The 23,403-nt window shown below is 63.4% G+C and carries 25 protein-coding genes; 9 read left to right on the forward strand and 16 right to left on the reverse strand.

The window, feature by feature from the left end:
- The first annotated feature begins 131 nt into the window (after positions 1-131).
- Both AC56KZ_RS16220 and gltA read left to right on the forward strand, forming a co-directional pair.
- Positions 132-395, forward strand: coding sequence for an FAD assembly factor SdhE (locus AC56KZ_RS16220; protein ID WP_497163219.1), 264 nt, complete (start codon positions 132-134; stop codon positions 393-395).
- Between the two features lie 54 nt (positions 396-449).
- Complete coding sequence (gene gltA / locus AC56KZ_RS16225; RefSeq protein WP_497163220.1) at positions 450-1,751, forward strand: citrate synthase; 1,302 nt, start codon at positions 450-452, stop codon at positions 1,749-1,751.
- A gap of 55 nt (positions 1,752-1,806) precedes the next feature.
- Here the strand turns inward: gltA and AC56KZ_RS16230 are convergent, their stop codons facing one another.
- A complete protein-coding gene (locus AC56KZ_RS16230) occupies positions 1,807-2,181 on the reverse strand; it encodes a hypothetical protein (RefSeq protein ID WP_497163221.1) in 375 nt (124 codons plus the stop codon).
- A gap of 161 nt (positions 2,182-2,342) precedes the next feature.
- On the opposite strand from AC56KZ_RS16230, the gene AC56KZ_RS16235 reads away from it, so the two are divergent.
- Positions 2,343-2,837: a nuclear transport factor 2 family protein gene (locus AC56KZ_RS16235; protein ID WP_497163222.1), complete on the forward strand. Its 495-nt coding sequence runs from the start codon at positions 2,343-2,345 to the stop codon at positions 2,835-2,837.
- Positions 2,838-2,892: 55 nt separating this feature from the next.
- Complete coding sequence (gene gluQRS / locus AC56KZ_RS16240; protein WP_497163223.1) at positions 2,893-3,798, forward strand: tRNA glutamyl-Q(34) synthetase GluQRS; 906 nt, start codon at positions 2,893-2,895, stop codon at positions 3,796-3,798.
- Here gluQRS and AC56KZ_RS16245 read toward each other — a convergent pair.
- The 8 genes from AC56KZ_RS16245 to AC56KZ_RS16280 form a co-directional block, all read right to left on the reverse strand.
- Positions 3,795-4,439, reverse strand: a complete 645-nt coding sequence (locus AC56KZ_RS16245; protein WP_497163224.1) for a CHRD domain-containing protein — start codon at positions 4,437-4,439, stop codon at positions 3,795-3,797. The genes gluQRS and AC56KZ_RS16245 overlap by 4 nt on opposite strands.
- A gap of 145 nt (positions 4,440-4,584) precedes the next feature.
- A complete protein-coding gene (locus AC56KZ_RS16250; RefSeq protein WP_497163225.1) occupies positions 4,585-5,046 on the reverse strand; it encodes a DUF421 domain-containing protein in 462 nt (153 codons plus the stop codon).
- A 64-nt stretch (positions 5,047-5,110) separates the two neighbouring features.
- Positions 5,111-5,482, reverse strand: coding sequence for a hypothetical protein (locus AC56KZ_RS16255; RefSeq protein WP_497163226.1), 372 nt, complete (start codon positions 5,480-5,482; stop codon positions 5,111-5,113).
- Positions 5,483-5,563: 81 nt separating this feature from the next.
- The gene (locus AC56KZ_RS16260; RefSeq protein ID WP_497163227.1) at positions 5,564-6,220 is read right to left on the reverse strand and encodes a response regulator; all 657 of its coding nucleotides are present in this window, start codon (positions 6,218-6,220) and stop codon (positions 5,564-5,566) included.
- Complete coding sequence (locus tag AC56KZ_RS16265) at positions 6,217-7,758, reverse strand: ATP-binding protein (RefSeq protein WP_497163228.1); 1,542 nt, start codon at positions 7,756-7,758, stop codon at positions 6,217-6,219. Before AC56KZ_RS16265 ends, AC56KZ_RS16260 begins: the two co-directional genes overlap by 4 nt.
- A gap of 112 nt (positions 7,759-7,870) precedes the next feature.
- Complete coding sequence (locus AC56KZ_RS16270) at positions 7,871-8,242, reverse strand: hypothetical protein (protein ID WP_497163229.1); 372 nt, start codon at positions 8,240-8,242, stop codon at positions 7,871-7,873.
- Positions 8,243-8,248: 6 nt separating this feature from the next.
- Positions 8,249-9,205, reverse strand: coding sequence for an alpha/beta fold hydrolase (locus tag AC56KZ_RS16275; protein WP_497163230.1), 957 nt, complete (start codon positions 9,203-9,205; stop codon positions 8,249-8,251).
- A 160-nt stretch (positions 9,206-9,365) separates the two neighbouring features.
- Positions 9,366-10,130, reverse strand: a complete 765-nt coding sequence (locus AC56KZ_RS16280) for an SDR family NAD(P)-dependent oxidoreductase (protein ID WP_497163231.1) — start codon at positions 10,128-10,130, stop codon at positions 9,366-9,368.
- A 177-nt stretch (positions 10,131-10,307) separates the two neighbouring features.
- Between AC56KZ_RS16280 and AC56KZ_RS16285 the strand changes: the two genes are divergently transcribed.
- The gene (locus tag AC56KZ_RS16285) at positions 10,308-11,231 is read left to right on the forward strand and encodes an AraC family transcriptional regulator (RefSeq protein ID WP_497163232.1); all 924 of its coding nucleotides are present in this window, start codon (positions 10,308-10,310) and stop codon (positions 11,229-11,231) included.
- A 187-nt stretch (positions 11,232-11,418) separates the two neighbouring features.
- Here AC56KZ_RS16285 and AC56KZ_RS16290 read toward each other — a convergent pair whose 3' ends face one another.
- Complete coding sequence (locus AC56KZ_RS16290; protein WP_497163233.1) at positions 11,419-12,315, reverse strand: AraC family transcriptional regulator; 897 nt, start codon at positions 12,313-12,315, stop codon at positions 11,419-11,421.
- Positions 12,316-12,450: 135 nt separating this feature from the next.
- Between AC56KZ_RS16290 and AC56KZ_RS16295 the strand changes: the two genes are divergently transcribed.
- The 3 genes from AC56KZ_RS16295 (at position 12,451) to AC56KZ_RS16305 (ending at position 14,722) form a co-directional block, all read left to right on the forward strand.
- Complete coding sequence (locus tag AC56KZ_RS16295; RefSeq protein ID WP_497163234.1) at positions 12,451-13,194, forward strand: SDR family NAD(P)-dependent oxidoreductase; 744 nt, start codon at positions 12,451-12,453, stop codon at positions 13,192-13,194.
- A 116-nt stretch (positions 13,195-13,310) separates the two neighbouring features.
- Entirely contained in the window at positions 13,311-13,724 is a 414-nt protein-coding gene (locus AC56KZ_RS16300) for a VOC family protein (protein ID WP_497163235.1), read from the forward strand.
- Positions 13,725-13,735: 11 nt separating this feature from the next.
- Positions 13,736-14,722 carry a saccharopine dehydrogenase family protein gene (locus tag AC56KZ_RS16305; protein WP_497163236.1) on the forward strand — a complete coding sequence of 329 codons (987 nt, stop codon included), beginning with the start codon at positions 13,736-13,738 and terminating at the stop codon, positions 14,720-14,722.
- A 211-nt stretch (positions 14,723-14,933) separates the two neighbouring features.
- Here AC56KZ_RS16305 and AC56KZ_RS16310 read toward each other — a convergent pair whose 3' ends face one another.
- The 6 genes from AC56KZ_RS16310 to AC56KZ_RS16335 all read right to left on the reverse strand — a co-directional run bounded on the left by AC56KZ_RS16310 (position 14,934) and on the right by AC56KZ_RS16335 (position 20,206).
- Entirely contained in the window at positions 14,934-15,629 is a 696-nt protein-coding gene (locus AC56KZ_RS16310) for a hypothetical protein (protein WP_497163237.1), read from the reverse strand.
- Positions 15,630-15,781: 152 nt separating this feature from the next.
- Complete coding sequence (locus AC56KZ_RS16315) at positions 15,782-17,113, reverse strand: sulfite reductase subunit alpha (protein ID WP_497163238.1); 1,332 nt, start codon at positions 17,111-17,113, stop codon at positions 15,782-15,784.
- Positions 17,113-18,114 carry an FAD:protein FMN transferase gene (locus AC56KZ_RS16320; protein WP_497163239.1) on the reverse strand — a complete coding sequence of 334 codons (1,002 nt, stop codon included), beginning with the start codon at positions 18,112-18,114 and terminating at the stop codon, positions 17,113-17,115. The genes AC56KZ_RS16315 and AC56KZ_RS16320 overlap by 1 nt, the downstream gene beginning before the upstream one ends.
- 9 nt (positions 18,115-18,123) lie before the next feature.
- The gene (locus AC56KZ_RS16325) at positions 18,124-18,969 is read right to left on the reverse strand and encodes a DUF4198 domain-containing protein (RefSeq protein WP_497163240.1); all 846 of its coding nucleotides are present in this window, start codon (positions 18,967-18,969) and stop codon (positions 18,124-18,126) included.
- Between the two features lie 15 nt (positions 18,970-18,984).
- Positions 18,985-19,503 carry a DUF2271 domain-containing protein gene (locus AC56KZ_RS16330; protein WP_497163241.1) on the reverse strand — a complete coding sequence of 173 codons (519 nt, stop codon included), beginning with the start codon at positions 19,501-19,503 and terminating at the stop codon, positions 18,985-18,987.
- 22 nt (positions 19,504-19,525) lie between these two features.
- Positions 19,526-20,206: a PepSY-associated TM helix domain-containing protein gene (locus AC56KZ_RS16335; protein WP_497163242.1), complete on the reverse strand. Its 681-nt coding sequence runs from the start codon at positions 20,204-20,206 to the stop codon at positions 19,526-19,528.
- Positions 20,207-20,467: 261 nt separating this feature from the next.
- Between AC56KZ_RS16335 and AC56KZ_RS16340 the strand changes: the two genes are divergently transcribed.
- A complete protein-coding gene (locus AC56KZ_RS16340) occupies positions 20,468-23,329 on the forward strand; it encodes a 2-oxoglutarate dehydrogenase E1 component (protein WP_497163243.1) in 2,862 nt (953 codons plus the stop codon).
- Positions 23,330-23,403 lie beyond the last annotated feature (74 nt).

The following is a 23,403-nucleotide window of genomic DNA, read 5'->3' on the forward strand; positions in this document are numbered from 1 at the left end:
TGTTTCAGCTGTAAATTGCGTGGGCTCGAGGGCCCACGCCGTCCGACGCAAGCCCATCAATACAGTAGAAGTACCGTACTGCCAATTCCCGGCAGCCGGAGTATAGTGTTGACCTGACAACGGACTCTCCTGTGACGCATCAATCCGATCCCGCCAACCGCGCCCGCCTGCGTTGGCGTGCCCGCAGGGGCCTGCTTGAAAATGACCTGATCCTCACGCGCTTCCTCGATGCGCATGAAGCAGAGCTGACTGACGACGAAGTCGATGCGCTGACGCGCCTGCTGGACCTGGCGGACAATCCGCTGCTGGACCTGATTCTCGGCCGGGCCGAGCCCGATGGCGACATCGACTTGCCGCATGTGCGCAGCCTGCTGGAACGCCTGCGCCAGGCTTGAGCCTGCACGGTTTCGTTTTATATTTTGTAGATCCACTCCCAAGAAGGAAGTGCCATGAACATCTCTGATACCAAAGCAACGCTGTCGTTCTCGGACGGCAGCCCATCGGTCGACATGCCAATTTACAAGGGCACGATCGGCCCGGACGTCGTCGACATCCGCAAGCTGTATGCCCAGACCGGCAAGTTCACCTACGACCCGGGCTTCATGTCGACCGCGGCATGTAACTCGAGCATCACCTATATCGACGGCGACAAGGGCGAGCTGCTGTACCGCGGTTACCCGATCGAGCAGCTGGCCGAGAACTGCGACTTCCTCGAAACCTGCTTCCTGCTGCTGAACGGCGAACTGCCGAACGCCGAGCAGAAAGCCGTCTTCAGCGACACCGTGACCAAGCACACGATGGTCCACGAACAGATGCAATTCTTCTTCCGCGGCTTCCGCCGCGACGCGCACCCGATGTCGGTACTGGTCGGCACCGTCGGCGCCCTGGCCTCGTTCTACCACGACTCGCTCGACATCAACGATCCGAAGCAGCGCGAAATCTCCGCGATCCGCCTGATCGCCAAGCTGCCGACCCTGGTCGCGATGGCGTACAAGTACACCGTCGGCCAGCCCTTCATGTACCCGCGCAACGACCTGTCGTACAGCGCCAACTTCATGCACATGATGTTCGCCAACCCGTGCGAAGAGTACAAGGTCAACGACGTGCTGGTGCGCGCTCTCGACCGCATCCTGATCCTGCACGCGGACCACGAGCAGAACGCCTCGACCTCGACCGTCCGCCTGGCCGGCTCGTCGGGCGCGAACCCGTTCGCCTGCATCGCCGCCGGCATCGCCTGCCTGTGGGGCCCTGCCCACGGCGGCGCCAACGAAGCCGCGCTGAACATGCTCAAGGAAATCGGCACCGTCGACAACATCCCGGCCTTCATCGAGAAGGTCAAGGACAAGAACTCCGGCGTCAAGCTGATGGGCTTCGGTCACCGCGTCTACAAGAACTTCGACCCGCGCGCCAAGCTGATGCGCGAAACCTGCCACGAAGTGCTGGAAGAGCTGGGCCTGCAGGAAGACCCGCTGTTCAAGCTGGCGATGGAACTGGAGCGCATTGCGCTGGAAGACGAATACTTCGTATCGCGCAAGCTCTACCCGAACGTCGACTTCTACTCGGGCATCGTGCAATCGGCCCTGGGCATTCCAGTGTCGCTGTTCACCGGTATCTTCGCCATGGCCCGCACCATCGGCTGGATCGCCCAGTGGAACGAAATGATCGCCGATCCGGAGCAGAAGATCGGCCGTCCACGCCAGCTGTTCGTCGGTTCGCCGGTGCGTGACGTCAAGCCGCTCGAGCAGCGTTAATTTGGTTTCGTCGTGACAACAAAGCGGGCTGTGGCCCGCTTTTTTTACGCCTGCTTCAGCGGCAGACGCCGCGCAGCTTCGCCACCGCCACGAAGGGCAGGGCGATCCAGCCGCTGAGGAAGAAGGTCGGCTGGTTGCGCAGGCCTTCGGAGTGCAGGCAGACCGGCAGCCGCGCCTTGGCGAAGTCCCTGGAAAACTCTTGCAGGGGTGTGGCGCTGAGCGTGTCCGCCTCGTGCCGCCATGGCTTTGAGGCCTGCTCCTCGGGCAGGGCCAGGATGGCGGCGCGGATTGCGTCCCGGTCGAGCCGTGCGCGCAGCGGCAGCTCGCTGCGTGGTGGCGCTTTTTCAGGCGCTGGCGCTTCCTTCGGCGCCGCTGGCGCCGCCAGGGCGGGCGGCGGTTCGGCCCGGGCCGAAGCTGTAAGGCAGAGCATGGAGGCAAGAAGTAGGCGCATAATCGGCAATGAAATCCGGCAATAAAATCAAGCAACAGAGAGTTGTTGCCGAATGTACACTAAAAGAGGCAATGTTTGTCGTCATCTACATTTAGTTACATATGCTGTGTACAATTTGCTCTTTCAGCCGACACCATGCCATGAAACAATTGCTCCTCGCCTGTTGCCTGCTGCTGTGTTCACTGGCCGCCCAGGCTGACCCTGCGCTCAAGCGCCAGGTGAACGCCTTTGTCGATCGTTGGCACTCGGATGCGGCGCACTCGCGCCTGGCTTTTTTCGACAAGATCGCGTTGGACGGGGTGTACATCGGCACCGACAAGACCGAGCGCTGGCGCCGCGACGAGTTCAAGGCCTGGGCGCGGCCCCATTTCAAGCGCAAGTCGGCCTGGGCCTTCAAGTCCAAGCGCCGCCACATCAATTTTTCGAAAGACAAGTCGATCATCTGGTTCGATGAGCTGCTCGACACGCAAATGGGCGTTTGCCAGGCCAGCGGCGTCATGCGGCGCAAGGGCAACAGTTTCGAGATCGTGCACTACCAGCTGTCGATGGCGATTCCGAACGAGGTTGGCAGCCAGGTGACGGGCCTGATTCGTGGCTTCGAGGCGAAGGCTGGCTGGAAGGGCGGGCCGCGGTAACTGGTGCTCAATCCGTGTGGTATCGTGTTGCCGTCCAACGCCATCCGCATCGAACTTGAGCCACACTTCCTATATTGGCCGCTTTGCACCGTCGCCCACCGGACCGCTGCACGCCGGTTCGCTGGTCGCGGCCGTCGCCAGTTATCTTGACGCACGCGCGCACCGGGGCGAATGGCTGGTCCGCATCGAGGATATCGACGAGGGCCGCAGCGTTGCCGGCGCCGACCATGCGATCCTGGCGCTGCTGCACTCGCTGGGCATGGATTCCGACCGCGAAGTGGTCTGGCAAAGCCGGCGCAAGCACCTGTACGCGGCCGCCGCCGAGCGTCTTGGCGGATACACCTATCCCTGCGGCTGCAACCGGCGCGAGATTGCCGACTCGACCCTGGGTTTTGCGCCCGATGGCTCGGCGATCTATCCCGGCACCTGCCGCGCCGGCCTCGCGCCGGGGCGTTCGACGCGCAGCCTGCGCCTGCGCGTGCCCGACAGCGGGCTCGACACCATCACCTTCACCGACCGCTTCGCCGGTACCCTGACGCAGCGGCTCGCGCTGGACTCGGGCGACTTTGTCCTGAAGCGCGCCGATGGGTTCTGGGCCTACCAGCTTGCCGTCGTCGTCGACGATGCCGAGCAGGGCGTGACCGACATCGTGCGCGGCGCCGACCTCATCGATTCGACGGCCCGCCAGATCTACCTGCAAACGCTGCTCGGCGCGCCGACGCCGCGCTACCTGCACGTGCCGGTGGTGCGCAATGCGAATGGCGAGAAGCTCTCGAAGCAGACCGGTGCGCCGGCCGTGCTGCCGGGGATTGAGGCGGCGGCCATCGACACCTTGATGGCAAGCATGCGCTTTCTCGGCCTGCCGCTCGCACAGCCCGATTCGCTCGCCGGATTTTGGGGAGCAGCGGTTCCGGCCTGGGCGGCCATGCTGGCCAGGCGGGAACCGCTCGCGCAGGGCTAGGCGGCAACTCCGCTCGACCCTGAACCGGCCACGCGCACCGGCCCCATCCGTGCACGCCGGCGTGCGGCCATGCCCAGGCCGGCCAAACCAAAGCCCAGCATCCCCCAGGTTGCCGGTTCCGGAATCGGCGCCGCCACCAGGAAGCCGCGGATTTCGCCGGCCGGGAATTGCGTGCTGTGGATGTTCAGGTAGGCGGTGTTGTCATCGATTGCATCGAACATTGCCGCGGTGGCCGAGGCCGGTGTTCCGCCGAATGCGGCCAGGAAGGCGGGCTCCCACACGGACGCATCGGAGAGGTCGAAGGCGCGGCTGTAGGTGCCGCCACGCACGCCGAGGGGAAAGTCGACCAGGGTGATCGCCGGCGGCGCCACGCCCGCGAACGCGGCGCTCGTGCAGCAATGGATGTGTGCGACGGTGGTGCCGGCAAGCAGGTCGCGGAAGGGCACTTCGGCGCGCATGATGTTGCCGTCGAACTCGAAGGTCGCAATGCTCGAGCCGGGAGACGCATTCGGCGGAACTTCAAGCTGGCCGCTGGCCACGGCCCGCACGAAACTTTGATCGCCTCCGGCCTGGGCCTGGGCGGCGGCGGGGGCAAGCGCCAGGCTTGCTGCGAGCGCCAGGATGGACAAGCTGTGTTTCATGGCATACCTCCTGATTAGGAAAGAATCCAGCGCGCCACGGTGTGACGCTGCTGAAAAACTTAGCACATCAGGGGACAGCTCTACACACGATACGGATGGGCAGGAGCCGCTGAGAATCAGCCTGCGAGATCGATACGCCAGGTAATTACTTCTTTTGCTGGATCGTGATTTCGCCGTCCGCTTCCAGAAAAGCGCATTGCATGTCTTCGCGCTTGCAGTCGGCGGCGCGCAGGGCTTGCTCCAGGTCGGACTCGGTGATGCGGCAGCGTTTGACGACCTTGTCGAAAAATTCGCCGTTGCGCCCGATCAGCACCGCCGTGCCGTCGAGGAGGACCGACATGCGCTTGCTATGGGTGGACAGCAAGGCGACGACGGTGTTCAGGGCGATCAGGGTGACTGCAATGATCAGGCCGCCGGTCAGCGAATTGTCGCCGCCGGTCAGCGAATTCGACACCGCCTCGGACAGCAGCAGGACGACCAGCAGGTCGAAGGGCGTGAACTGGCCGACGGTGCGCCGGCCCGACAGGCGCACCATCACCAGCAGGGTCAGATAGACCACCGCGCCGCGCACCACGAACTCCCACCACGCCATATCCATGTCGAACATCGCCACCCCGCTTGCAAGCTGATGAGCTGATTCTAATCATGTTGGCAACTTGGTGACGCCCGCTTCAGTCGTTCAGCCGGTAGCTGCGCAAATGGAAGACCATCTTGCCGCCGACGCGCTCGCAGATGCCACCCATGGTCTCGCTGGGGCCGAGCCTGAGGGTGAGCTTGCTGCCCGGCGATTTGGAAGCGCAAGCGGCGTGGGCCCCGCTCGGCACGCCGGGCAGCGCCGGCGGCGGGGGAGGCGGTGCGGGTGGTGCGGGTGCAGCCGCGATTGCCGGCACGGGAGGCACTGGCGGCAGCGGCGGGGCCGGTGGCGCCGGTGGGGGCGGGCAAATTCCATTGCTGCCCGGTTTGCAGTCGATGCGGACCGTTTCGCCGGCCCCGGCGCTGGCGGCCACGACAAGGGCAAGGAGGATGAGGAATCGTGGGTGCATGTTTGTTCTCCGTCTGGTTCGGCGCTCGGGATGGCGCCAGTAAAGCCATCGTGCACGCCAACTGTGGAGGAAAGATGGAGATCAGAGCTCGAAGCGATAGCCGACGCCATAGACCGACCCGATCGGGTCCAACCCCGGCGCGGCGGCCCCGATCTTGCGGCGCAGGTTCTTGATGTGGCTGTCGATGGCGCGGTCGGTCGCGTCCAGCTTGTCGTGAAGTGCCAGTTCCAGCAGCTGGGCGCGCGAAAACACCTGGCCCGGCCGCCGCGCCAGCACGGCGAACAGGTCGAACTCGGTGGCCGTCAGGTCGAGCGGGTGCCCGTGGACGGTGATGCGACGCGCGGCGGCGTCGATGGCGACCGGCGATGCGGTCGCGCCCGTGCGGCGCAGGATGGCGCGGATGCGGGCCATCAGTTCGCGCGGGCTGAAGGGCTTGCACAGGTAATCGTCGGCGCCCGTGTCCAGGCCCAGCAGACGGTCGATTTCCTCGACGCGGGCCGTCACCATCACAATCGGCACCTCGGAAAAAGCGCGCACGGCGCGGCACAGCGCCAGGCCGTCGAGCCCCGGCAGCATCAGGTCGAGTACGACCAGCGCCGGTACGGCGGCGCGAATCGCGGCCAGCGCCTGCGCGCCGTCGCCGAAGACGGTCGGCTCGAAACCCGCGGCGCGGACGTAGTCGGCCACCAGCGCCGCCAGTTCCGGCTCGTCTTCGACGATGAAGATGGCGCCGCTCATGGCTGTTCCAGCGCAAACGAGACCGTGGCGCGCAGGCCGCCCAGCTGTGAGGCGCTGAAGCGCAACTGCCCGCCCTGGGCCTCGACCAGCCGCAGGCACAGGGCCAGCCCCAGCCCGGCGCCGCCACCGGCCCGGCTGCGCGAGGCCTCGACCCGGTAGAAGCGCTCGCCCAGGCGCGCCAGGGCGTCTTGCGGCACGCCGGGCGCGCTGTCGTCGATGCTCAAGTGCAGCCAGCCTGCTTCCGTGCGGGCCGACAGCTGGACCCGGCCCCCGGCAGCGGTGTAGCGCAGGCTGTTTTCCATCAGGTTGCGCAGCACCTGGCGCAGGCGGTCGGGGTCGGCGCTGACGGTGGCGCTGGCCGGCCCCGGCGCAAGTTCCAGCGCCAGCCCGCTCGCCGCCATGCGCTCGGCGAAGCCTTGCGCTTCCTGGGTGGCGAGCAGCCAGGCATCGACCGGTTCGGGGTGCAGGTCGAGGGCGCCGATGTCGGCGCGCGCCAGCGCATACAGTTCATCGATCAGTTTGTTCAGCGCCAGCACCTGGCGCAGCATTGCTTCGACATGGGCGGTGTCAGGCTTGCGCACGCCATCCTGCACCGCTTCCAGCTGGGCGCGCAGCACCGCCAGCGGCGTGCGCAGCTCGTGCGAGGTATCAGCCACCCACTGGCGCCGCGCCGATTCGAGACTGGCGAGGCGCTCGGCCAGCAGGTTGAAGTGGCCCGCCAGTTCGCCCAGCTCGTCGCTGCGGTTCTCAGGCAGGCGCGTGTCGAAACGGCCTTCCGCCAGCGCGCGGGCGCCCTCGGCCAGGCGCCCGATCGGACGCCGGAAGTGCACCGCGAGCAGGGTCGCGGCAAGAGCGCTGAGCAGGACGCCGGCGGCGGCGATCGGCCACAGGCTTGCCTTCAGTTGCTCGAGGAAGGCGTACGCCAGCGCATCGGTCGGGCGCGCGGTGCGTGCCACCGCCAGGTAGCCGACGGTGCGGCCGTTCGCCACAATGGCGCGGCGGGCCAGCGGCAGGGTACCCGGCTGGGGGCCGGCAAGCCAGGCGCCGGCTGCATCGAACAGGGTGACACGTTGCTGCAGGAGGCCGGCTGCCGCCATCGCAGGCGGCGGCAAGGGCGGCAGGGGTGGCGCCGGCGGTGCCGGCGGAGCTGCCACGGCTGGTGGCGCAGGCGGGGCCGGGGCGGCAATTGGCGGGGCAGGCACCACCACCGGCGCTGGCGCAAGGACCTGCTCCGGCACGGCGGACGGTGGTGGTGGCGCCAATGCACGCGCTTCGCGTTCGCCCTGCAGCCTGTCGAGTTGCGCCGCAAGCCATGCGCGGCGATCCGTGCCGGGAATGAAACCCCAGCCACCGTGAAAGGCATGACGCCGGGCCAGGTCGGCCTTGAGTTCTTCCAGCCGGTCGAGTTCGATTTCCACCGCGTAGTCGCCGAAACTTTCCAGCACATTCTGGCGCAGCAGGAATACCGCGCCCGCCGTCACTGCCAGGATGGCGAGCAGGACGGAGGCGAAGAGGCGAAGGCCGATCGATATTTTCAAGGCTTGCCTGGAAGGAGTGGAAGCACATCATTCTAGGCGAATGGGACACGCAGGTCATCAAGAAGCTCTGGCGTAGCATGCAGGCCGGTCCACCGGATGACCCTGGATCGCATTAATTTCGAACAGCGCCGCCAGTGCCGCTAGTCTTATCCGTGACCAGATTTACCAATTCATAGATTGTCATCCACGACTTTCCGTAACCCTTCGAGAGCAGAATTGAATGTGCCTTGTCCATCTCCGCTAATTGCATGGCAACTTGTTCAATGGTGTCAGAATTAAATTTAAAATCATTGCTACTTGAACTGAACGATGAGGCTTTATTGCCATCTTTTCTTCGCCGGTTTATGGCCATAATATTTTCTGGTTGATCCGTAAGTTGCAACGTAGTTGCGGATATGGACTTGAATAAACTGGAATTGTATCGAAGGAAGTGGAGGAGTCGGCCAATAGCCGAAAAGAACCTCCCTACCAGAGGCTCTTCCATGGCATATTATTTTTTACTTAAGAAACTATGAACGTATGAGGCGCTCAGTTCCGGGTACTGTTGCTGGGGTCCGTGACCAGCTTGAGGCAGCACAATTATCTGGGTTGTAGGAAGATTTCCACTTTCATTGAACCAAGTGATTGGAGGCGAGCCTGGATCTTTATCTCCCGCAATGAATAATATCGGTGTTTTTGTTGTGGTCAGCATTTTGACTGATCCAATCTTATCCTCCATATAATCGCCAACTGCCAGGCGATGATTGTCAAACAACTCAGAAGAGGCAACTGGACTCCTGTCAATTTTTCTCGAGTTCATTCTTGAATAAGACTCTTTAGCGGCTTGGATGCTGATTGGCGACGATGGATCAAACAGTAGAACAGTTTCATCCCTTAAGTTCATCACTGGCTTTGCACTAGCCTCAAGAAATGCTTTAGGAGGATTGAGGAACTCCTTTTTTGCAGGTGCTGTACCGATGAGCAGGGCGTGAGTAATTCTGCCGGGAGCCCGCACCAGCGCTTGTTGAGTGGCGAAGCCCCCCATAGACCACCCTCCCAGTACAAATTCGTCTAGCTTGAGTCCATCCGCCAGGTCAAGGATATCATCGACCATTTGTGGCATGGTTGTGGCTCGCTTGCCAGTTGAGTTTCCAATTCCGCTGTAGTCGAATGTGATGACCCGGTAATTCTTTGACAGCGCATCGAGAAATGCCGGGTCCCAGGAATCAAGCACTCCTCTGAATCTGAGCGCAAGAATGATAGGTGTCCCTTGTCCGATCGAACGATACGCAATTTTTCTACCTTTTGACTCGAGGTATTGGGTTCGACTTTGGGTTGATTTATAATTTGCTTGAGCCGAAGTCCCTTTTGATTCAAGCAATTGTGTCCCGTTTTCGGTTGATTTATCGGCCGCATGTACGGAGCTGGTGAACAATAGGGCTGTAAAAATTATAGAAAGCTTTTTCATATTATTTCCTTTGCTTAATTTATTAAATACTGGCGGAGTCGTGAGTGGCAAGCTATTCGCTCGTGTGGCATGGTTGCCCGGTGCAACGCCTTGTAAACTGTATTATCCAGCTCTTCAATTGTCAGGTGGACTAATGACGAGGTTGAAGGTATTAAAACAGTTAATAGCCAACGCCACGTACGCCACCGGCTGCGCGTAGCGATTCGCCAGTAACCCAATGCGCGTCTTCCGAAGCCAGGAAGACGGCGACTGGTGCGATATCTTCGGGTTCACCGAAGCGTCCCAATGGAGTGCCGGCCAAGAGCTTTTGACCTAGTTCGCCGGTAAAGTTGCCATCGGTAGCAGGTGTATTCGTGTGGCCCGGCAGAATTGAATTGACGCGGATCTTTCGTGCTCCCAGTTCACGCGCCAAAGCGAAGGTCATCGTGTCGACGGCGCCTTTAGTGGCTGCATAGACGCTCGACGCCAAGTAGGGATCGGTACTGAGGATGGAGCTGATGTTGATGATGCTTCCGCCTGCTTCCGGAAAGTGTTTCACGGCCTCGCGAATGGCAAGAAAGTAGCCCAGCACGTTGACATTAAATTGCTTGTGGAACGCATCTTCAGTTAGGGCATCAATCATTTCGAAGACGGCGACTCCCGCATTGTTGACCAACACGTCCACCTTGCCGTGGTCAGCTTTGACCTGGTCGAACATGCGCGCAACGTCGGCAGCTTTGCTCATGTCGGCCTGGATCGCAACGGCGCGCCCACCTGCCGCAGCAATTGATGCGACGACCGCATCGGCACCGCTTTGGCTGCTTGCATAGTTGACGATCACGGTCGCGCCCTCTGCGCCCATTGCTTTGGCAATTCCTGCGCCGATGCCGCTCGACGCGCCTGTGACAATGGCAATTTTTCCTTGCAGTTTCAATTGGATGGTCATGGTATTTCCCCTCGCTTGGCGATGTATGTCCGAGGCCGCATGGGCTCGTTGACAGGGCCTCAGCGTACGCGCATGAGCCCCAACTTAGGTGCCGGTTAGTCGCACATGTTTGCCTATTCTTCTCTACGGCGATTCCGGCGCAAGACTAGGTGCTATATTGACCGTATGGAAAATTCAATGAACGAGCTTCGCACTATTGCGATGCGTGCGGGCGATAAATGGACCGCCACTACCTTGCCGCGCGTGGCGATGGTGCGGTCTGAAGCGTGTTCGGACCAAGTCTACGAACCGATGTTGCACCTGGTACTGCAAGGGACCAAAAGTCTGTCGATCGGCGACCAGATCCTGCGGTTCGTCCCGGCCACGTATTTCGTCGTGCCGGTTGACCTGCCTGCGCTCGGTCAGGTATCCGGTGAAACGCCAGGCGAAAGCTACCTTGCGCTCAGCCTGACATTGGACCCCGCAGTTATCGCGGCAATGCTGGCCGACCTGTGCGAAGCAGATGGTAAAGCCGAGGGCGAAGCGTTCGCGGTGAGTGCGGCTAGTCCTGAACTGATCGACGCCTGGCTGCGCATGATGCGGCTGCTCGACCGGCCGCAAGAAGCGGCATTGCTGGCGCCGATGATCGAGCGGGAGATCTTATTCCGTGTCCTGCAGGGACCGCAGGGCGACATACTTCGCCAGATTGCGCGGCCCGACAGCAGGCTGTCGCAGGTGCGCCGCGCGATTGACTGGATCCGCCTGCATTTCGTGGAACCATTCCGTGTTGAACCGCTGGCGGCGATGGCGGGGATGAGTGTTGCGGCGTTCTACCGGCACTTCCGCGCGGTGACGGCGATGACGCCGATCCAGTATCAAAAGCGGCTTCGCCTCCTGAAGGCACGCCGGCAATTGCTGTTCGAGCCGCACGATGCCGCCTCGGTCGCCTTCTCCGTCGGGTATGAAAGCGCGTCACAGTTCAGCCGGGAATATGCGCGCATGTTCGGCATGCCGCCGGTCCGCGATGTGGCTCGTTTCAAAACGCCGGACATTCCTCGTACCGTCTCCCGATCACGAGGGTTGGAAGCGAAGCCGATGCTGGGCAGGCCGTCCCGAGCGTGATTCAAGTCCGCGCGCAGTACCACTACGCGCCATCCATTGCTAACAAATGCCACGCGCTTGCTCGAGACTCGCGTCGATGCGGACGACTAGACCTGCTGCATCGTTGAACATTTCCAACAAACCGGTTTCGTGTCCAAAATCGCCCGTGAAGTCGACCCTCAGCCGCGCCAGGTCAACGCTCAGCCTCTCAGGCATTGCGCGTGTGCGCCAGCAGCCGCGCTGAGTCGCGTAGCGGCGCCATGCCGAACAGGCGTGAATATTCACGGCTGAACTGGGTCGCGCTCTCATAGCCGACATCGTACGCGGCCGCCGCGACGCTGCTGCCCTTGGCCACCATCAGCGTGCGCGCGTGCATCAGGCGGATGCGCTTCTGGTACTGCACCGGACTCAATGACGTCGCAGCCTTGAAGTGGCGGTGAAACGCCGAGACGCTCATCGCCGCCTTGCCCGCCAGCATCTCGACGCGCAGGGGCAAATTGAAATCGCGCCGAATCCATGAGATTGCAGCTGCCAGGCGCACCATGGCGCTGTCCGGCGCCGCGATTGCACGCAGCATGGCGCCATGCGGCCCTTGCAGCACGCGGTACAGGATTTCGCGCTCGTAGGCGGGTGCCAGCGCGGCGATATCGTCCGGACGGGCTATCAAGCCCAGCATGCGCGTCCAGGCATCGAGCAGTTCTGGCGTTACGGCTGCGACCGAAAAGGCCTTGCCTCCGTTTTCGGCACAGCCGGGCGGCAGGTCCGCGATCAATTCGGCCAGGATGGACGGCGCAAGTGTCAGGGCAACTGCCATGTAGGGTTTGCCGACTGCATCAGACCTGATGACGCCCACCGCCGGCAGTTCGACCGACATGACGAAATAGGTCGCCGGATCGTAGTCGAAGGTCTGATCTCCAACCGTCATCGATTTGCTGCCCTGCAGGATCAGGTTAATCATGGGCTCGTATACGGTTGCCAGCTCATGCTCGGGAATGGCACCCTGCACCATCGCCACACGGGGAATGCCTGTCTCCAGACGCCCACTCTTGTCTTGCGCAGCGAGTATGCGCAAACGGTCCATCTGTTCATTGATTCGATTGTCCATGACGCATTGGACCCTAAGCTTGCACATCGCACAAGGTCAAAGCAGGATCAGGCAGGTTTCAGGCAGGATCGGATGTGTCCACAAACCATGACGCCGTTACAGTGAACTCCTTACTTTTCAATCACTGGGTTTCATATGAATGTCATCGTCATCACCGGCGGCAGCCGTGGCATCGGCGCAGCGGCCGCCATCGAAATTGCCAAACGCGGCATGGGCGTCATCCTCACTTACAACACAAATGGCGCTGCAGCAGACAGGGTTGTCGCGACCATCGACGCAACTGGCGGCAAAGCCGTGGCGCTGCCACTTGATGTGGGCAACGTTGACAGCTTTGGCTCCTTCAAGGAAGCCGTCATCCGCACGCTGGAAACCACTTGGGACAAAACAACCCTGCACGGCCTCGTCAACAACGCTGGCTATGGCCTGTTCAACCCGATCGAAACCGTGACCGCAGCGCAGTTCGACGGCCTGATGAACGTGCATTTAAAGGGACCTTTCTTTCTGACCCAAGCACTGCTGCCGCTGCTTGCACCTGGCGCGGCCATCGTCAACCTGACCAGTGCGACGACCCGCGTGGCCACTGCCGGTGTGGCGCCATATGCTGCCTTCAAGGGCGGACTGGAAGTACTCTCGCGCTACATGGCAAAGGAGTTCGGTGCACGTGGCATCCGCGTCAACGCGGTCTCGCCAGGCGCAATCCGCACGGAACTTGGAGGCGGCTTGAACGATGAATTCGAAACCATGCTGGCCGGGCAAACAGCGCTCGGACGCGTCGGCGAACCGGAAGACGTTGGACGTGTCATCGCCACCTTGCTCTCTCCGGACACTGGTTGGGTAAACGCCCAAACCGTCGAAGTCGGCGGCGGCTACATCATTTAACCAAACAAAGTACACACATGCCTTTGTTTGGGTTGACTTAAACGCACTGGCAAAGCCCGGCCATTTTTACCAGAAGATGCGACTCAGGACTATCCACCATCTGCCAAGGAGCCACCATGCTGGACCATTTGTTTCTCTCCGTTGCCGATGTCCCGGTCGCGATTGCCTTCTACGAACGCGCCCTGGCACCCATCGGTATCGTTCACGTTCATGACTACAACGGCGCCGATGGGCCACCCGGCCACCCCGACCTGAAAGGCTTTGGTAGCAAAAATCGCATCTACTTCTGGCTGCGTGCAGGCGCCGCCGACGCGCGCGCTGTCCACATCGGCTTCGTCGCAGACAGCGCCGCCGCCGTCGATGCCTTTTATGCCGCCGCCCTGCAGGCCGGCGCGGCCGACAACGGCGCGCCCGGTGCCCGTCTTCACTATGACCCGCGCTACTACGCGGCCAATATCTTTGACCTGGATGGCTACAGCATCGAAGTCGTCTACAAAAGCTGGCAGCACGCGCAGCCAGCATCCGTTTAGAAAGTTACTCCATGACCCCGACCATCCTAATTTATGGCGCCACCGGTTACACCGGCAAACTCGTCGCCATGCGAGCACGCGACACCCAACTTGCCTTCGAAATCGGCGGGCGCAGCGCAGCGCAAGTGGCCGCTCTGGCCGACCAACTCGGCGTGCCGTTCCGCGTCTTTGCGCTCGACGATCAAGCCGTCATCCGGGCCAGCCTGGCTGGCGTCACGGCCGTCCTGAACTGCGCCGGTCCGTTTGCCAGCACCGCGCGCCCGCTGATGGAGGCCTGTATCGCGTGCGGCGTCCACTACCTCGACATTACCGCTGAATACAAGGTGTATGCACTGGCTGAATTATGGTCAGGGCGCGCAGCCGCCGCCGGGATCATGCTGCTGCCGGGCGTCGGCTGGGACGTGGTACCGAGCGATTGCCTGGCGATGTACGTCGCCGCAAAAGTCGACCGCCCCCAGAGCCTGCGCATCGCGCTGCAGGTCGCTAATTCAATGTCGCGCGGATCGACCTCCAGCGTGGGCGAGATCCTGGGCGTTGGATTGCTGGTGCGGGCCGATGGCGCCATCGTGGCCAAGCCCGATGCGGCACCAGCGTGCTTCGACTTCGGCGACGGCGCGGTCGACAGTGTGCCCCTGTCATTCGGCGACCTGATCACTGCATGGAAGTCGACCGGAATTCCGAATATCGCCATGTTCGTCAACATCAAGGAGAACGTCTTGCCGGATGGTGTCGCGGCCGTGCCTGAAGGTCCATCACTCGAAGAGCGCATTGCCAATCGCGCCAGCGCCGTGGCTGAAGTAACCGGCATCGATGGCACCATCGTGCGTGCGCGCATTGATACCGTCAACGGATATTCATACACGCCTCTCGCTGCGGCCGAAGCGCTTCGTCTGCTGGTGGCTGGGCAATTCAAGCCTGGATTCCAGACACCAGCAGCCGTGTTTGGCGCCGGGTTTGCTGTTTCGATTGCAGATACCCGGATCGTCGACATGGTGTAAAGGTTGCCTCAGCATCGCATCATGAAGCAACGGGAGCCATCCCGAGCCCGAAGAGACGGAGGTTGGACCGATAACCGTTTCTCGATGAGCACGGCGATAAACAGCATATCGACGTTCAAGTCACAAGCTGGTCGCTCGCGCATGTCGGCCGGCGCAGGTAACGACAGACCGGCGTGGTACAACGCCTTGCCGCGCTTTCTGCAGGGCTCTCTCAATAATGCTTTGCATACCTTCCACGAATGCCGAAGGACTTGTCGTCGATGACCAGCTTGCCTTTTTGCTGGATCAAGGTGAGCGATTTGAACGGCGGCGGCTGGATGTCGCGCTGGTTGGTGACCGCGAAGCCCGCGATGCGCGCCCTGGCGCGCTCGTTCGGGACCTCGATCCAGACCCACTTGTCGCGGGTTCCCGCGCGGCGCAGTCCGCTGCGCACCCATTCTTCGCCGGCGGGCATGGAAACGACCGCATCGCCATTGGCCTTGCTGACCGCGGTGGCCGTCTTGCCGGCACGGCTCTCGAAGCGTACCTCGACGTCGGCGGCCGGTCCTTCCATCGGATTGCCGACCACGGCGACCCAGGTGCCGGGGACGGGAGCTTTGCGCAGGCCCAGTTCAGGGCCGTCGAACAGCCGGAACTTGCCCGGCTGGCGCGGCGCGGGTTTCAACACGACGCGCTTGCCTTTCTGCTGCCAGGTGCCCTGGGCGGCCAGGTCGACGTCGCCATAGGACAGCATCCAGTGAAAATTGCCGGACTTGTTGAGCATCATTTTCGAGCCCAGCTCCCGTTCGCCCTGCAGGTAATAATGTCCGGCGAGCCCGGACGCGGGCGGCGCCTGGGTTTTGGCAGCAAGAGCGGCTTGGCTGATCAGGCCGAGCAGGATGACAAGGGTTTTTGCGACAAGCTGCATGGCATGTCCTTTCTTAAAAAGGACATCTTATTTTTACGACAGCGGGCAGGTGGTGTGGCGCCGCAAGGAAGCTGTTGCAGGCATCACCTGAGACGCGGGATGTTGAGGCCAGAGGCTTGACAGGAAGTAAGCCACAGACGAGCTGAGCGGGATCAATACACGTCGCGCCGGTAGCGTCCTTGCGCGCTGAGCTCGTCGAGGCCCGCGGCGCCGAGCGCCGACGCCAGCGCCCCGTGCACGCCCGTGGCCATGCCTTGCAGGCTGCCGCAGACATAAATCGCCGCGCCGCGCGCGACCCAGGCGCGCAACCCGGCGGCCTGCTGGGCCAGCACATGCTGCACATAGCGGACCTCACCGCCATCGCGCGAAAAGGCGAGGTCCAGGCGCGCCAGCTTGCCGGCATCAACCCAGGCCTGAAGCTCGTCGCGGCACAGGAAATCGCAGCTGGCATTGCGTTCGCCGAACACCAGCCAGTTGTCCGGCACGCCGGCGTCGATGCGTGCCTTCAGGTGGGCGCGCAGGCCGGCCAGGCCGCTGCCGTTGCCGATCAGGATCAGGGGGCGGCGGGCGTTCTCTCCCAGGCGGAAGCGGGCATGGGGGCGCACGCGCAGGGCAACCGGATCCTTGTCACCCGCACCCTCGCACAGCCAGCCGGACGCCGCCCCGAGGCTGCCGTCGGCATGCCGCTGCAGGCGCACAAAGAGCACGATGCCGCCCTCGGCCGGCACCGAGGCGATCGAATACTCGCGCGGCAGGGCGGGATCCAGCGGCGCGCTCACCTGCACCAGGTCGCCCGCCTCCCAGTCGGGCAGGGCGGCGTCGACGGGTTGCAGGACGACCCGGAACAGCGGGCCGCCGGCGCTGCCGGGATTGAGCTGGGTGCGCTCGACGATGCGCCAGTCGTCGTAGGCCGGCGCTTCCCAGTCGGGCGCGTCGCTGGTGCCGGCCAGGTGGCTCAGCTGGTGCTGCCAGGCGGAGATGGCCCCTGGATCGCCACGGTCGACGTCGATGCGTTCGAAGAGCGGCGTGGCGCCACGCGCGCGCAGCCAGGCGTCGAGCGATCGGCCGAAGCCGCAGTAATTCCTGTAGCTGCTGTCGCCGAGGGCCAGCACGCCATAGTGCAGCGACGACAGGTCAGCGTTTGCAGGCATGGTGACGCCGGCAAAGCGCGCCGCGGTGTCGGGCGAATCGCCCTCGCCATAGGTGCTGGCGATGAAGAGGACGCGCGTCGCCCCGGCCAGCGCGGCGGCGTCGAAGGCGGAGATGCACAGCGCGCGCGCGGCCAGGCCGCCGGTGCCGAGCGTGGCGGCGGTTTGCTGCGCCAGGTATTCGGCATTGCCGGTCTGGCTGGCGTAGACCACCAGCCAGTCGGCCTCGGCGGAGATGGTCGCCGCTTTGGGTTTGCGCAGGAACGCCGCGCACAGGCCGATCCAGGCGAGGACGAGGACGAAGGCGCCGGCCCAGCGCGCGGGGTCGATGCTCATCATTGCAGCAGGGCGCGGTAAGCGCCCGTAGTGACTTCCTGGAGCCCGCCTGCGCGGCGCAGCAGCAGGCGCGCGGCCAGCTGCTTTTCTTCGGCAAAGGCGAGGCCCGCCTCGCCGCCCAGCACGGTAATGGCGGTGGAGAAGGCGTCGGCCGCCATGGCGCTCGGGTGCAGGACGGTGACCGAGGCGACATCGTTGGCGATCGGGGCGCCGCTGCGCGGATCGATCGTGTGCGAGAGCTGCTGTTCGCCGAGCGCATAGCGACGCAGGTAGTCGCCGGAAGTGGCAATCGCCAGGCCGTGCAGCGCGGCCACGGTCTCGGCGGAATCGAGGCCGGGCACGCTTTCGAGCTCGACCCACCAGGGCTGGCCGTCCGGTTTCATGCCGGCGCCGCGCAGCTCGCCGCCGACTTCGACCAGGTAATGGCGCAGGCCGTGCTGCTCCAGGCACCAGGCCAGGCGGTCGACCGCATAGCCTTTCGCCACCGACGACAGGTCGAGCTGGACGCCGCCCGGCTGCAGCAGCCGCCCGCCGGCAGGGTCGAGCCGGGGCTGCGCGGCGGCACGCTGCGCCAGCGTCGCCGCGACCGCATCGGAAGTCGGTGCAGAAAAGCCGGCCTGATCGTGGCGCCCGCTCGGGCCGAAGCCCCACAGGTTCACCAGCGCGCCGGCAAAGGGATCGTAGGCGCCGCCGCTGAGTTCATGAACCTCGAGCGCATACGCCAGCACTTCCAGGAAGCGCGGCGGCAGCGCATGCCAGCTTCCGGCCGGCGCCCGGTTGTAGCGTCCGAGGTTGGACTCGGGATCCCAGTGGCTCATTTCGGCATTGATGCCGTCGAGCTCGCGCTGCAGCTGGTCATCGAGCTTGCTGCGCACCCCGGGCGGCACCATCATGCGCGCCGACCAGGTCGTGCCCATGGTCGGCCCGGCCGCGTCAAGCAGCACGCTACCCGGAGGCGGCAGCGTGGGATCGATGGCGGCGGGGACCAGGACCTGGCGCAATGAGGACCCTTATTCCGGCAGCGCTTCGAGCGTGGCGGTGTAGGCGTAGCGGCGCACTTCGGCAGGACCGTCGTCCGGCGCCGGGCCCTTGCCCGGGTTCGGCGGATAGGCCGCGTTCATCCAGTACATGTTGGCAGCCGGCAGCTTGAAGCTGGCCTCGCCCTTGGCATCGGTCGTCAAACGGATTTCGTTGGCCACGCCGCGGTAGCGCACGCCGCCTGGCACCAGGCTGAAAGGCAGCTTGGCCAGCGGTTTGCCGTCGAGCAGGAAGCGCACGCGCACGGTTTCGTTGGCGCGCAGGTCGTTCGGGTGCGTCAGCGGCACCATTTCCAGGCCGGTGCCGCTCGGCTGCAAGGCGCCTTCGCTCGTCTTGTGGGCGGTGACGAAGGTTTCGATGCGCTGGTGGGTGATGGTCCTGCGCACGTCCTGGGCGTTTGCCGGGAGCTGCCTGGCGAAATCGGCTTCGCTGCCGCGGAAGCGTTTGACCTCATTGCCGGCCTTGTAGCTGCCCATCACGTTATTGCTGATCAGGGCGATGCGGTAAGTGCCTTCTTTCGGCAGTGGCAGGTCGACGCTGGCGCGGCGCTTGGCCATGGTGGTGGCGGGTCCCGCCGACACCACGCCGTCCGGGCCGGTGACGGTCAAGCCATCCATCCGCAAGGGCATGTGGTCGAAGTCGAACAGGCCTTCCGAGACGGCGCCGTCGATCGTGACCCAGGCGTCCTGGTGCTCGATAATGGTGGCCGTCGGCAGGATCCACGGACGGTGGGCGCTGGCGGCGCCGGCTGCGCTGGCGATGAGCAGGGCGAGGACGCCATGCTTGAATAAGTCACGCTTGATACAGGACGTATGCATTGATGTCACCTTCGCTTATTGAATTTGGAGGGAAACGGCGCCCAGTTCTTCCTTGCCGGTCGCTTTCGCCGCGACTTTTCCCTTGGCCGGCAGCGTGAACGGCACCCGCACCAGTTCGCGTCCACCCGCTTCGCGCGCCGCCTCGACGACCAGCTTGTAGTCGCCGGCCGGCAGCTTGTCGATGCCGTTGCGCTCGGGGCCGAAGGAGAGCGTATGGGTGCCGGCGGCGCGGGTGGCGCCGGAAACGCCGTCGATCGGCAGCTTGGCTTCGCGGCCGGCCTTTCTCCACCAGGTGCGCATGTCCTTCACCCACTTTTCGCCGGCATTGTCCTTCTTCTTGACGTCGTACAGCACGGACAAGGTGGAGGCGACGGCGCCGTCGGCTTTTTCGATCCACATCGCCACGTAAGGCTTGTGGTATTCGGCCACGTTCAGCTGCGGCAGTTCAAACTTCACCGACAGCTCGGCGGCCACGGCGCCGGTGGACAGCAGGGCCAGGGGCAGGGTCACTGCGAGCGAGGAAGACAATTTCATGCAATGCCTATCTATATATGGTTTAGTGAACAAACAAGAGCGCGAGGACGGCCGGCAGCACGATGCCGAAGCCGATGACGGGCCAGGTCGATGGCCGGTTGGCCGCGTGGATCTTCATGATGAGGAAACCGGTGATGCAGAACACCAGCGAGGCGAGCGCGAAGATGTCGATGAACCAGCTCCAGACCGGACCGGTATTGCGGCCCTTGTGCAGATCGTTGAGCCAGGAAATGGCGCCGCGCGAGGTGACTTCGTATTCGGCTTTGCCGTCGACGCCGACCCGCAGCCAGGCGTCGCCGCCGGGACGGGGCAGGGCGATATAGGCGTCTTCCTCGCTCCACTCGGCGCTGCGCCCGCGCAGGTCGACCGGGAAGGCTGCGCCGGCCCAGGCGCTGAGTGCCGGCGGGACCGGTGCTTCGCCATCGACATGCTGTTCGGCATAGGTTTTCAAGGCCGGCAACAGGTTTGCCGGTACTTGCGCCTTGAGCCGCGTGACCTGCGGCGTCGATTCGATCTGCGCCGCATGATTCAGCGTGAAGCCGGTGATGCTAAAAAGCAACATCGCCATCAGGCAGATTGCCGAGCTGATCCAATGCCACTGGTGCAGGGTCTTGAGCCATAGCGAACGCCGCGCGCCGGGGAGGGCTGTGGCGCTGGTGTTCGCGGAGGCAATTGACGGACCCGGCGGGTTCTGGACAGACATGCAAGCTTCCTGTTGAGTATTCGACCCAAATGATAACGATTATCATTTAGCCGGTCAACAAAATTCAGGGCACGGCTTATGCCTGCCGTATGTTGCGTTACAATACCAGCCGCTATTGCGGAGAATCAGGACAGTCTTGACTCGTAATAACAGTCCTTCCCCACAACTTGAAAAGTAGTGCGATCCGCTAACCGGTCAGGCCGTGTCGCGGAAGGTTAACCAACCCGCCAAACTCGCGAAGCGCGAAGAAAGGTGAGCAAGATGATGCAGCAACAGAACGCGAACTCGTACCTGTTCGGCGGTAATGCGCCGTACGTGGAAGAGTTGTACGAAGCCTACCTGAACAATCCTGGCTCGGTGCCGGACAACTGGCGCGCCTATTTCGACAACATGCAGCATGTGCCTGCGGTCGACGGCAGCTCCCGTCCTGACGTGATCCACTCGTCGGTCATCGCCTCGTTTGCCGAGCGCGCCAAGCAGGGCCCGATCCGTACCGTCAGCGCCGCCCAGGAAGCCGACCCGGAAATGGGCCGCAAGCGCGTCGCCGTGACCCAGCTGGTCGCCGCTTACCGTTACCTCGGCTCGCGCTGGGCCAACCTCGATCCGCTGCAGCGCCAGGAGCGCCCGTCGATCCCGGAACTGGACCCGGCTTTCTACGGCTTCACCGACGCCGATCTCGACACCAAATTCAACATCTCGAACACGTATTTCGGCGGCGAGAGCACCTCGCTGCGCGACCTGCTGCAGATGCTGCGCGACACCTACTGCCGCTCGCTGGGCGCTGAATTCATGTACGTCAGCGATCCGACCGAAAAGCGCTGGATCCAGGAGCGCCTGGAGTCGATCCGTTCGACCCCGACCTTCTCGGCCGAGAAGAAGCGCCACATCCTCGAGCGCCTGACGGCGGCTGAAGGCCTGGAGCGCTACCTGCACACCAAGTATGTCGGCGCCAAGCGCTTCTCGCTCGAAGGCGGCGAGTCCTTCATCGCCTCGATGGACGAAACCATCCAGCGCGCCGGCGAGCACGGCGTGCAGGAAATCGTCATCGGCATGGCCCACCGCGGCCGCCTGAACGTGCTGGTCAACACCCTCGGCAAGGCGCCTTCGGAACTGTTCGAAGAGTTCGAAGGCAAGCATGCCGACGACCTGCCGTCGGGCGACGTCAAATACCACCAGGGCTTCTCGAGCGATATCTCGACCCCGGGCGGCGCGGTCCACCTGTCGCTGGCCTTCAACCCGTCGCACCTCGAGATCGTCAATCCGGTGGTCGAGGGTTCGGTCAAGGCGCGCATGGAGCGCCGCGGCGACCGCAAGGGCCGCGAAGTGCTGCCGATCCTGGTCCACGGCGACGCCGCCTTCGCCGGCCAGGGCGTGGTCATGGAAACCCTGAACCTGGCCCAGACCCGCGGCTACGGCACCGGCGGCACGGTCCACATCGTCATCAACAACCAGATCGGCTTCACCACCTCCGACCCGCGCGACGCCCGTTCGACGCTGTACTGCTCGGACGTCGTGAAAATGATCGAAGCACCGGTCTTCCACGTCAACGCCGACGACCCGGAAGCGGTCGTGCTTGCGACGCAGATCGCGATGGACTACCGCACCGAGTTCCACAAGGACGTGGTGGTCGACATCATCTGCTACCGCAAACTGGGCCACAACGAGCAGGACACGCCGGCGCTGACCCAGCCGCTGATGTACAAGAAGATCGCCAAGCATCCGGGCACGCGCAAGCTGTACGCGGAAAAGCTGGCCACCCAGGGCACCATTTCGGCCGACGAAGGCGACAAGCTGGTCGCCGCCTATCGCGATGCGATGGACGCCGGCAAGCACACGGTCGACCCGGTGCTGACCGACTTCAAGAACAAGTACGCCGTCGACTGGGCGCCCTTCCTGAACAAGAAGTGGACCGACGCCTGCGATACCGCCGTGCCGCTGACGGAACTCAAGCGCCTGGCCGAGCGCATCACCTCGGTGCCGGAAAACTTCAAGCCGCACTCGCTGGTCGACAAGGTGCTGAACGACCGCGCTTCCATGGGCCGCGGCGAGATGAACCTCGACTGGGGCATGGGCGAGCACCTGGCCTACGCGTCGCTGCTGGCCTCGGGCTATGCGATCCGCCTGTCGGGCCAGGACGCCGGCCGCGGCACGTTTGTCCACCGCCACGCCGTGCTGCACGACCAGAACCGCGAGCGCTGGGACCAGGGCATCTACCTGCCGCTGGCCAACGTGTCGGAAACCCAGGCGCAGTTCACGGTGATCGACTCGGTGCTGTCGGAAGAAGCGGTGCTCGGTTTCGAGTACGGCTATTCGACCGCGGAGCCGAATACCCTGACCATCTGGGAAGCCCAGTTCGGCGACTTCGTCAACGGCGCGCAGGTCGTGATCGACCAGTTCATCGCATCGGGCGAAGTGAAATGGGGCCGCGCCTCGGGCCTGGTCATGATGCTGCCGCACGGTTACGAAGGCCAGGGTCCGGAGCACTCGTCGGGCCGCATCGAGCGCTTCCTGCAGCTGTGCGCGGACAACAACATGCAAGTGGTGCAGCCGACCACGGCCGCCCAGATCTTCCACCTGCTGCGCCGCCAGATGGTGCGCCAGTTCAGGAAGCCGCTGGTGATCTTCACGCCGAAGTCGCTGCTGCGTAACAAGGACGCCGGTTCGCCGCTGACCGACCTGGCCAAGGGCGCCTTCCAGACCGTCATCGGCGAATGCGACGACAAAATCGAAGCCTCGAAGGTCAAGCGCATCATCGCCTGCTCGGGCAAGGTCTATTTCGACCTGGTCGGCGCCCGCAAGACGCGCGGCGTGTCGGACGTGGCGATCATCCGCGTCGAGCAGATGTACCCGTTCCCGCACAAGTCCTTCTCGGCCGAGCTGAAGAAATTCAGCAACGCCACCGAGATCGTGTGGGCGCAGGACGAGCCGCAAAACCAGGGTCCGTGGTTCCAGATCCAGCACAACATTTTTGAGAACATGGACGAAGGTCAGCGCCTGGCTTACGCCGGACGCCCGGCATCGGCCGCGCCGGCTGTCGGTTACTCCGACAAGCACGTGGCGCAGCAGAAGGAACTGCTCGATACGGCGTTCTCGAAGCTCAAGGGCTTCATCCTGACTAAATAAGAACTATCGTCCGCGCCCGACCAGCCTCCCAGGCCGGCCGGGCGTTTTTCAAGAATACAAAAATTTTTACGGAG

It is taken from the genome of Telluria sp. LT2P34 (genome assembly GCF_059685915.1).

Excerpts from the sequence above, each read along its gene's own strand:
- gltA (WP_497163220.1), top strand. The coding sequence starts at position 450 with ATGAACATCTCTGATACCAAAGCAACGCTGTCGTTCTCGGACGGCAGC.
- AC56KZ_RS16230 (WP_497163221.1), bottom strand. The coding sequence starts at position 2,181 with ATGCTCTGCCTTACAGCTTCGGCCCGGGCCGAACCGCCGCCCGCCCTG.
- AC56KZ_RS16235 (WP_497163222.1), top strand. The coding sequence starts at position 2,343 with ATGAAACAATTGCTCCTCGCCTGTTGCCTGCTGCTGTGTTCACTGGCC.
- AC56KZ_RS16245 (WP_497163224.1), bottom strand. The coding sequence starts at position 4,439 with ATGAAACACAGCTTGTCCATCCTGGCGCTCGCAGCAAGCCTGGCGCTT.
- AC56KZ_RS16250 (WP_497163225.1), bottom strand. The coding sequence starts at position 5,046 with ATGTTCGACATGGATATGGCGTGGTGGGAGTTCGTGGTGCGCGGCGCG.
- AC56KZ_RS16255 (WP_497163226.1), bottom strand. The coding sequence starts at position 5,482 with ATGCACCCACGATTCCTCATCCTCCTTGCCCTTGTCGTGGCCGCCAGC.
- AC56KZ_RS16260 (WP_497163227.1), bottom strand. The coding sequence starts at position 6,220 with ATGAGCGGCGCCATCTTCATCGTCGAAGACGAGCCGGAACTGGCGGCG.
- AC56KZ_RS16270 (WP_497163229.1), bottom strand. The coding sequence starts at position 8,242 with ATGGAAGAGCCTCTGGTAGGGAGGTTCTTTTCGGCTATTGGCCGACTC.
- AC56KZ_RS16275 (WP_497163230.1), bottom strand. The coding sequence starts at position 9,205 with ATGAAAAAGCTTTCTATAATTTTTACAGCCCTATTGTTCACCAGCTCC.
- AC56KZ_RS16280 (WP_497163231.1), bottom strand. The coding sequence starts at position 10,130 with ATGACCATCCAATTGAAACTGCAAGGAAAAATTGCCATTGTCACAGGC.
- AC56KZ_RS16285 (WP_497163232.1), top strand. The coding sequence starts at position 10,308 with ATGAACGAGCTTCGCACTATTGCGATGCGTGCGGGCGATAAATGGACC.
- AC56KZ_RS16290 (WP_497163233.1), bottom strand. The coding sequence starts at position 12,315 with ATGGACAATCGAATCAATGAACAGATGGACCGTTTGCGCATACTCGCT.
- AC56KZ_RS16295 (WP_497163234.1), top strand. The coding sequence starts at position 12,451 with ATGAATGTCATCGTCATCACCGGCGGCAGCCGTGGCATCGGCGCAGCG.
- AC56KZ_RS16300 (WP_497163235.1), top strand. The coding sequence starts at position 13,311 with ATGCTGGACCATTTGTTTCTCTCCGTTGCCGATGTCCCGGTCGCGATT.
- AC56KZ_RS16305 (WP_497163236.1), top strand. The coding sequence starts at position 13,736 with ATGACCCCGACCATCCTAATTTATGGCGCCACCGGTTACACCGGCAAA.
- AC56KZ_RS16310 (WP_497163237.1), bottom strand. The coding sequence starts at position 15,629 with ATGCAGCTTGTCGCAAAAACCCTTGTCATCCTGCTCGGCCTGATCAGC.
- AC56KZ_RS16315 (WP_497163238.1), bottom strand. The coding sequence starts at position 17,113 with ATGAGCATCGACCCCGCGCGCTGGGCCGGCGCCTTCGTCCTCGTCCTC.
- AC56KZ_RS16325 (WP_497163240.1), bottom strand. The coding sequence starts at position 18,969 with ATGCATACGTCCTGTATCAAGCGTGACTTATTCAAGCATGGCGTCCTC.
- AC56KZ_RS16330 (WP_497163241.1), bottom strand. The coding sequence starts at position 19,503 with ATGAAATTGTCTTCCTCGCTCGCAGTGACCCTGCCCCTGGCCCTGCTG.
- AC56KZ_RS16335 (WP_497163242.1), bottom strand. The coding sequence starts at position 20,206 with ATGTCTGTCCAGAACCCGCCGGGTCCGTCAATTGCCTCCGCGAACACC.
- AC56KZ_RS16340 (WP_497163243.1), top strand. The coding sequence starts at position 20,468 with ATGATGCAGCAACAGAACGCGAACTCGTACCTGTTCGGCGGTAATGCG.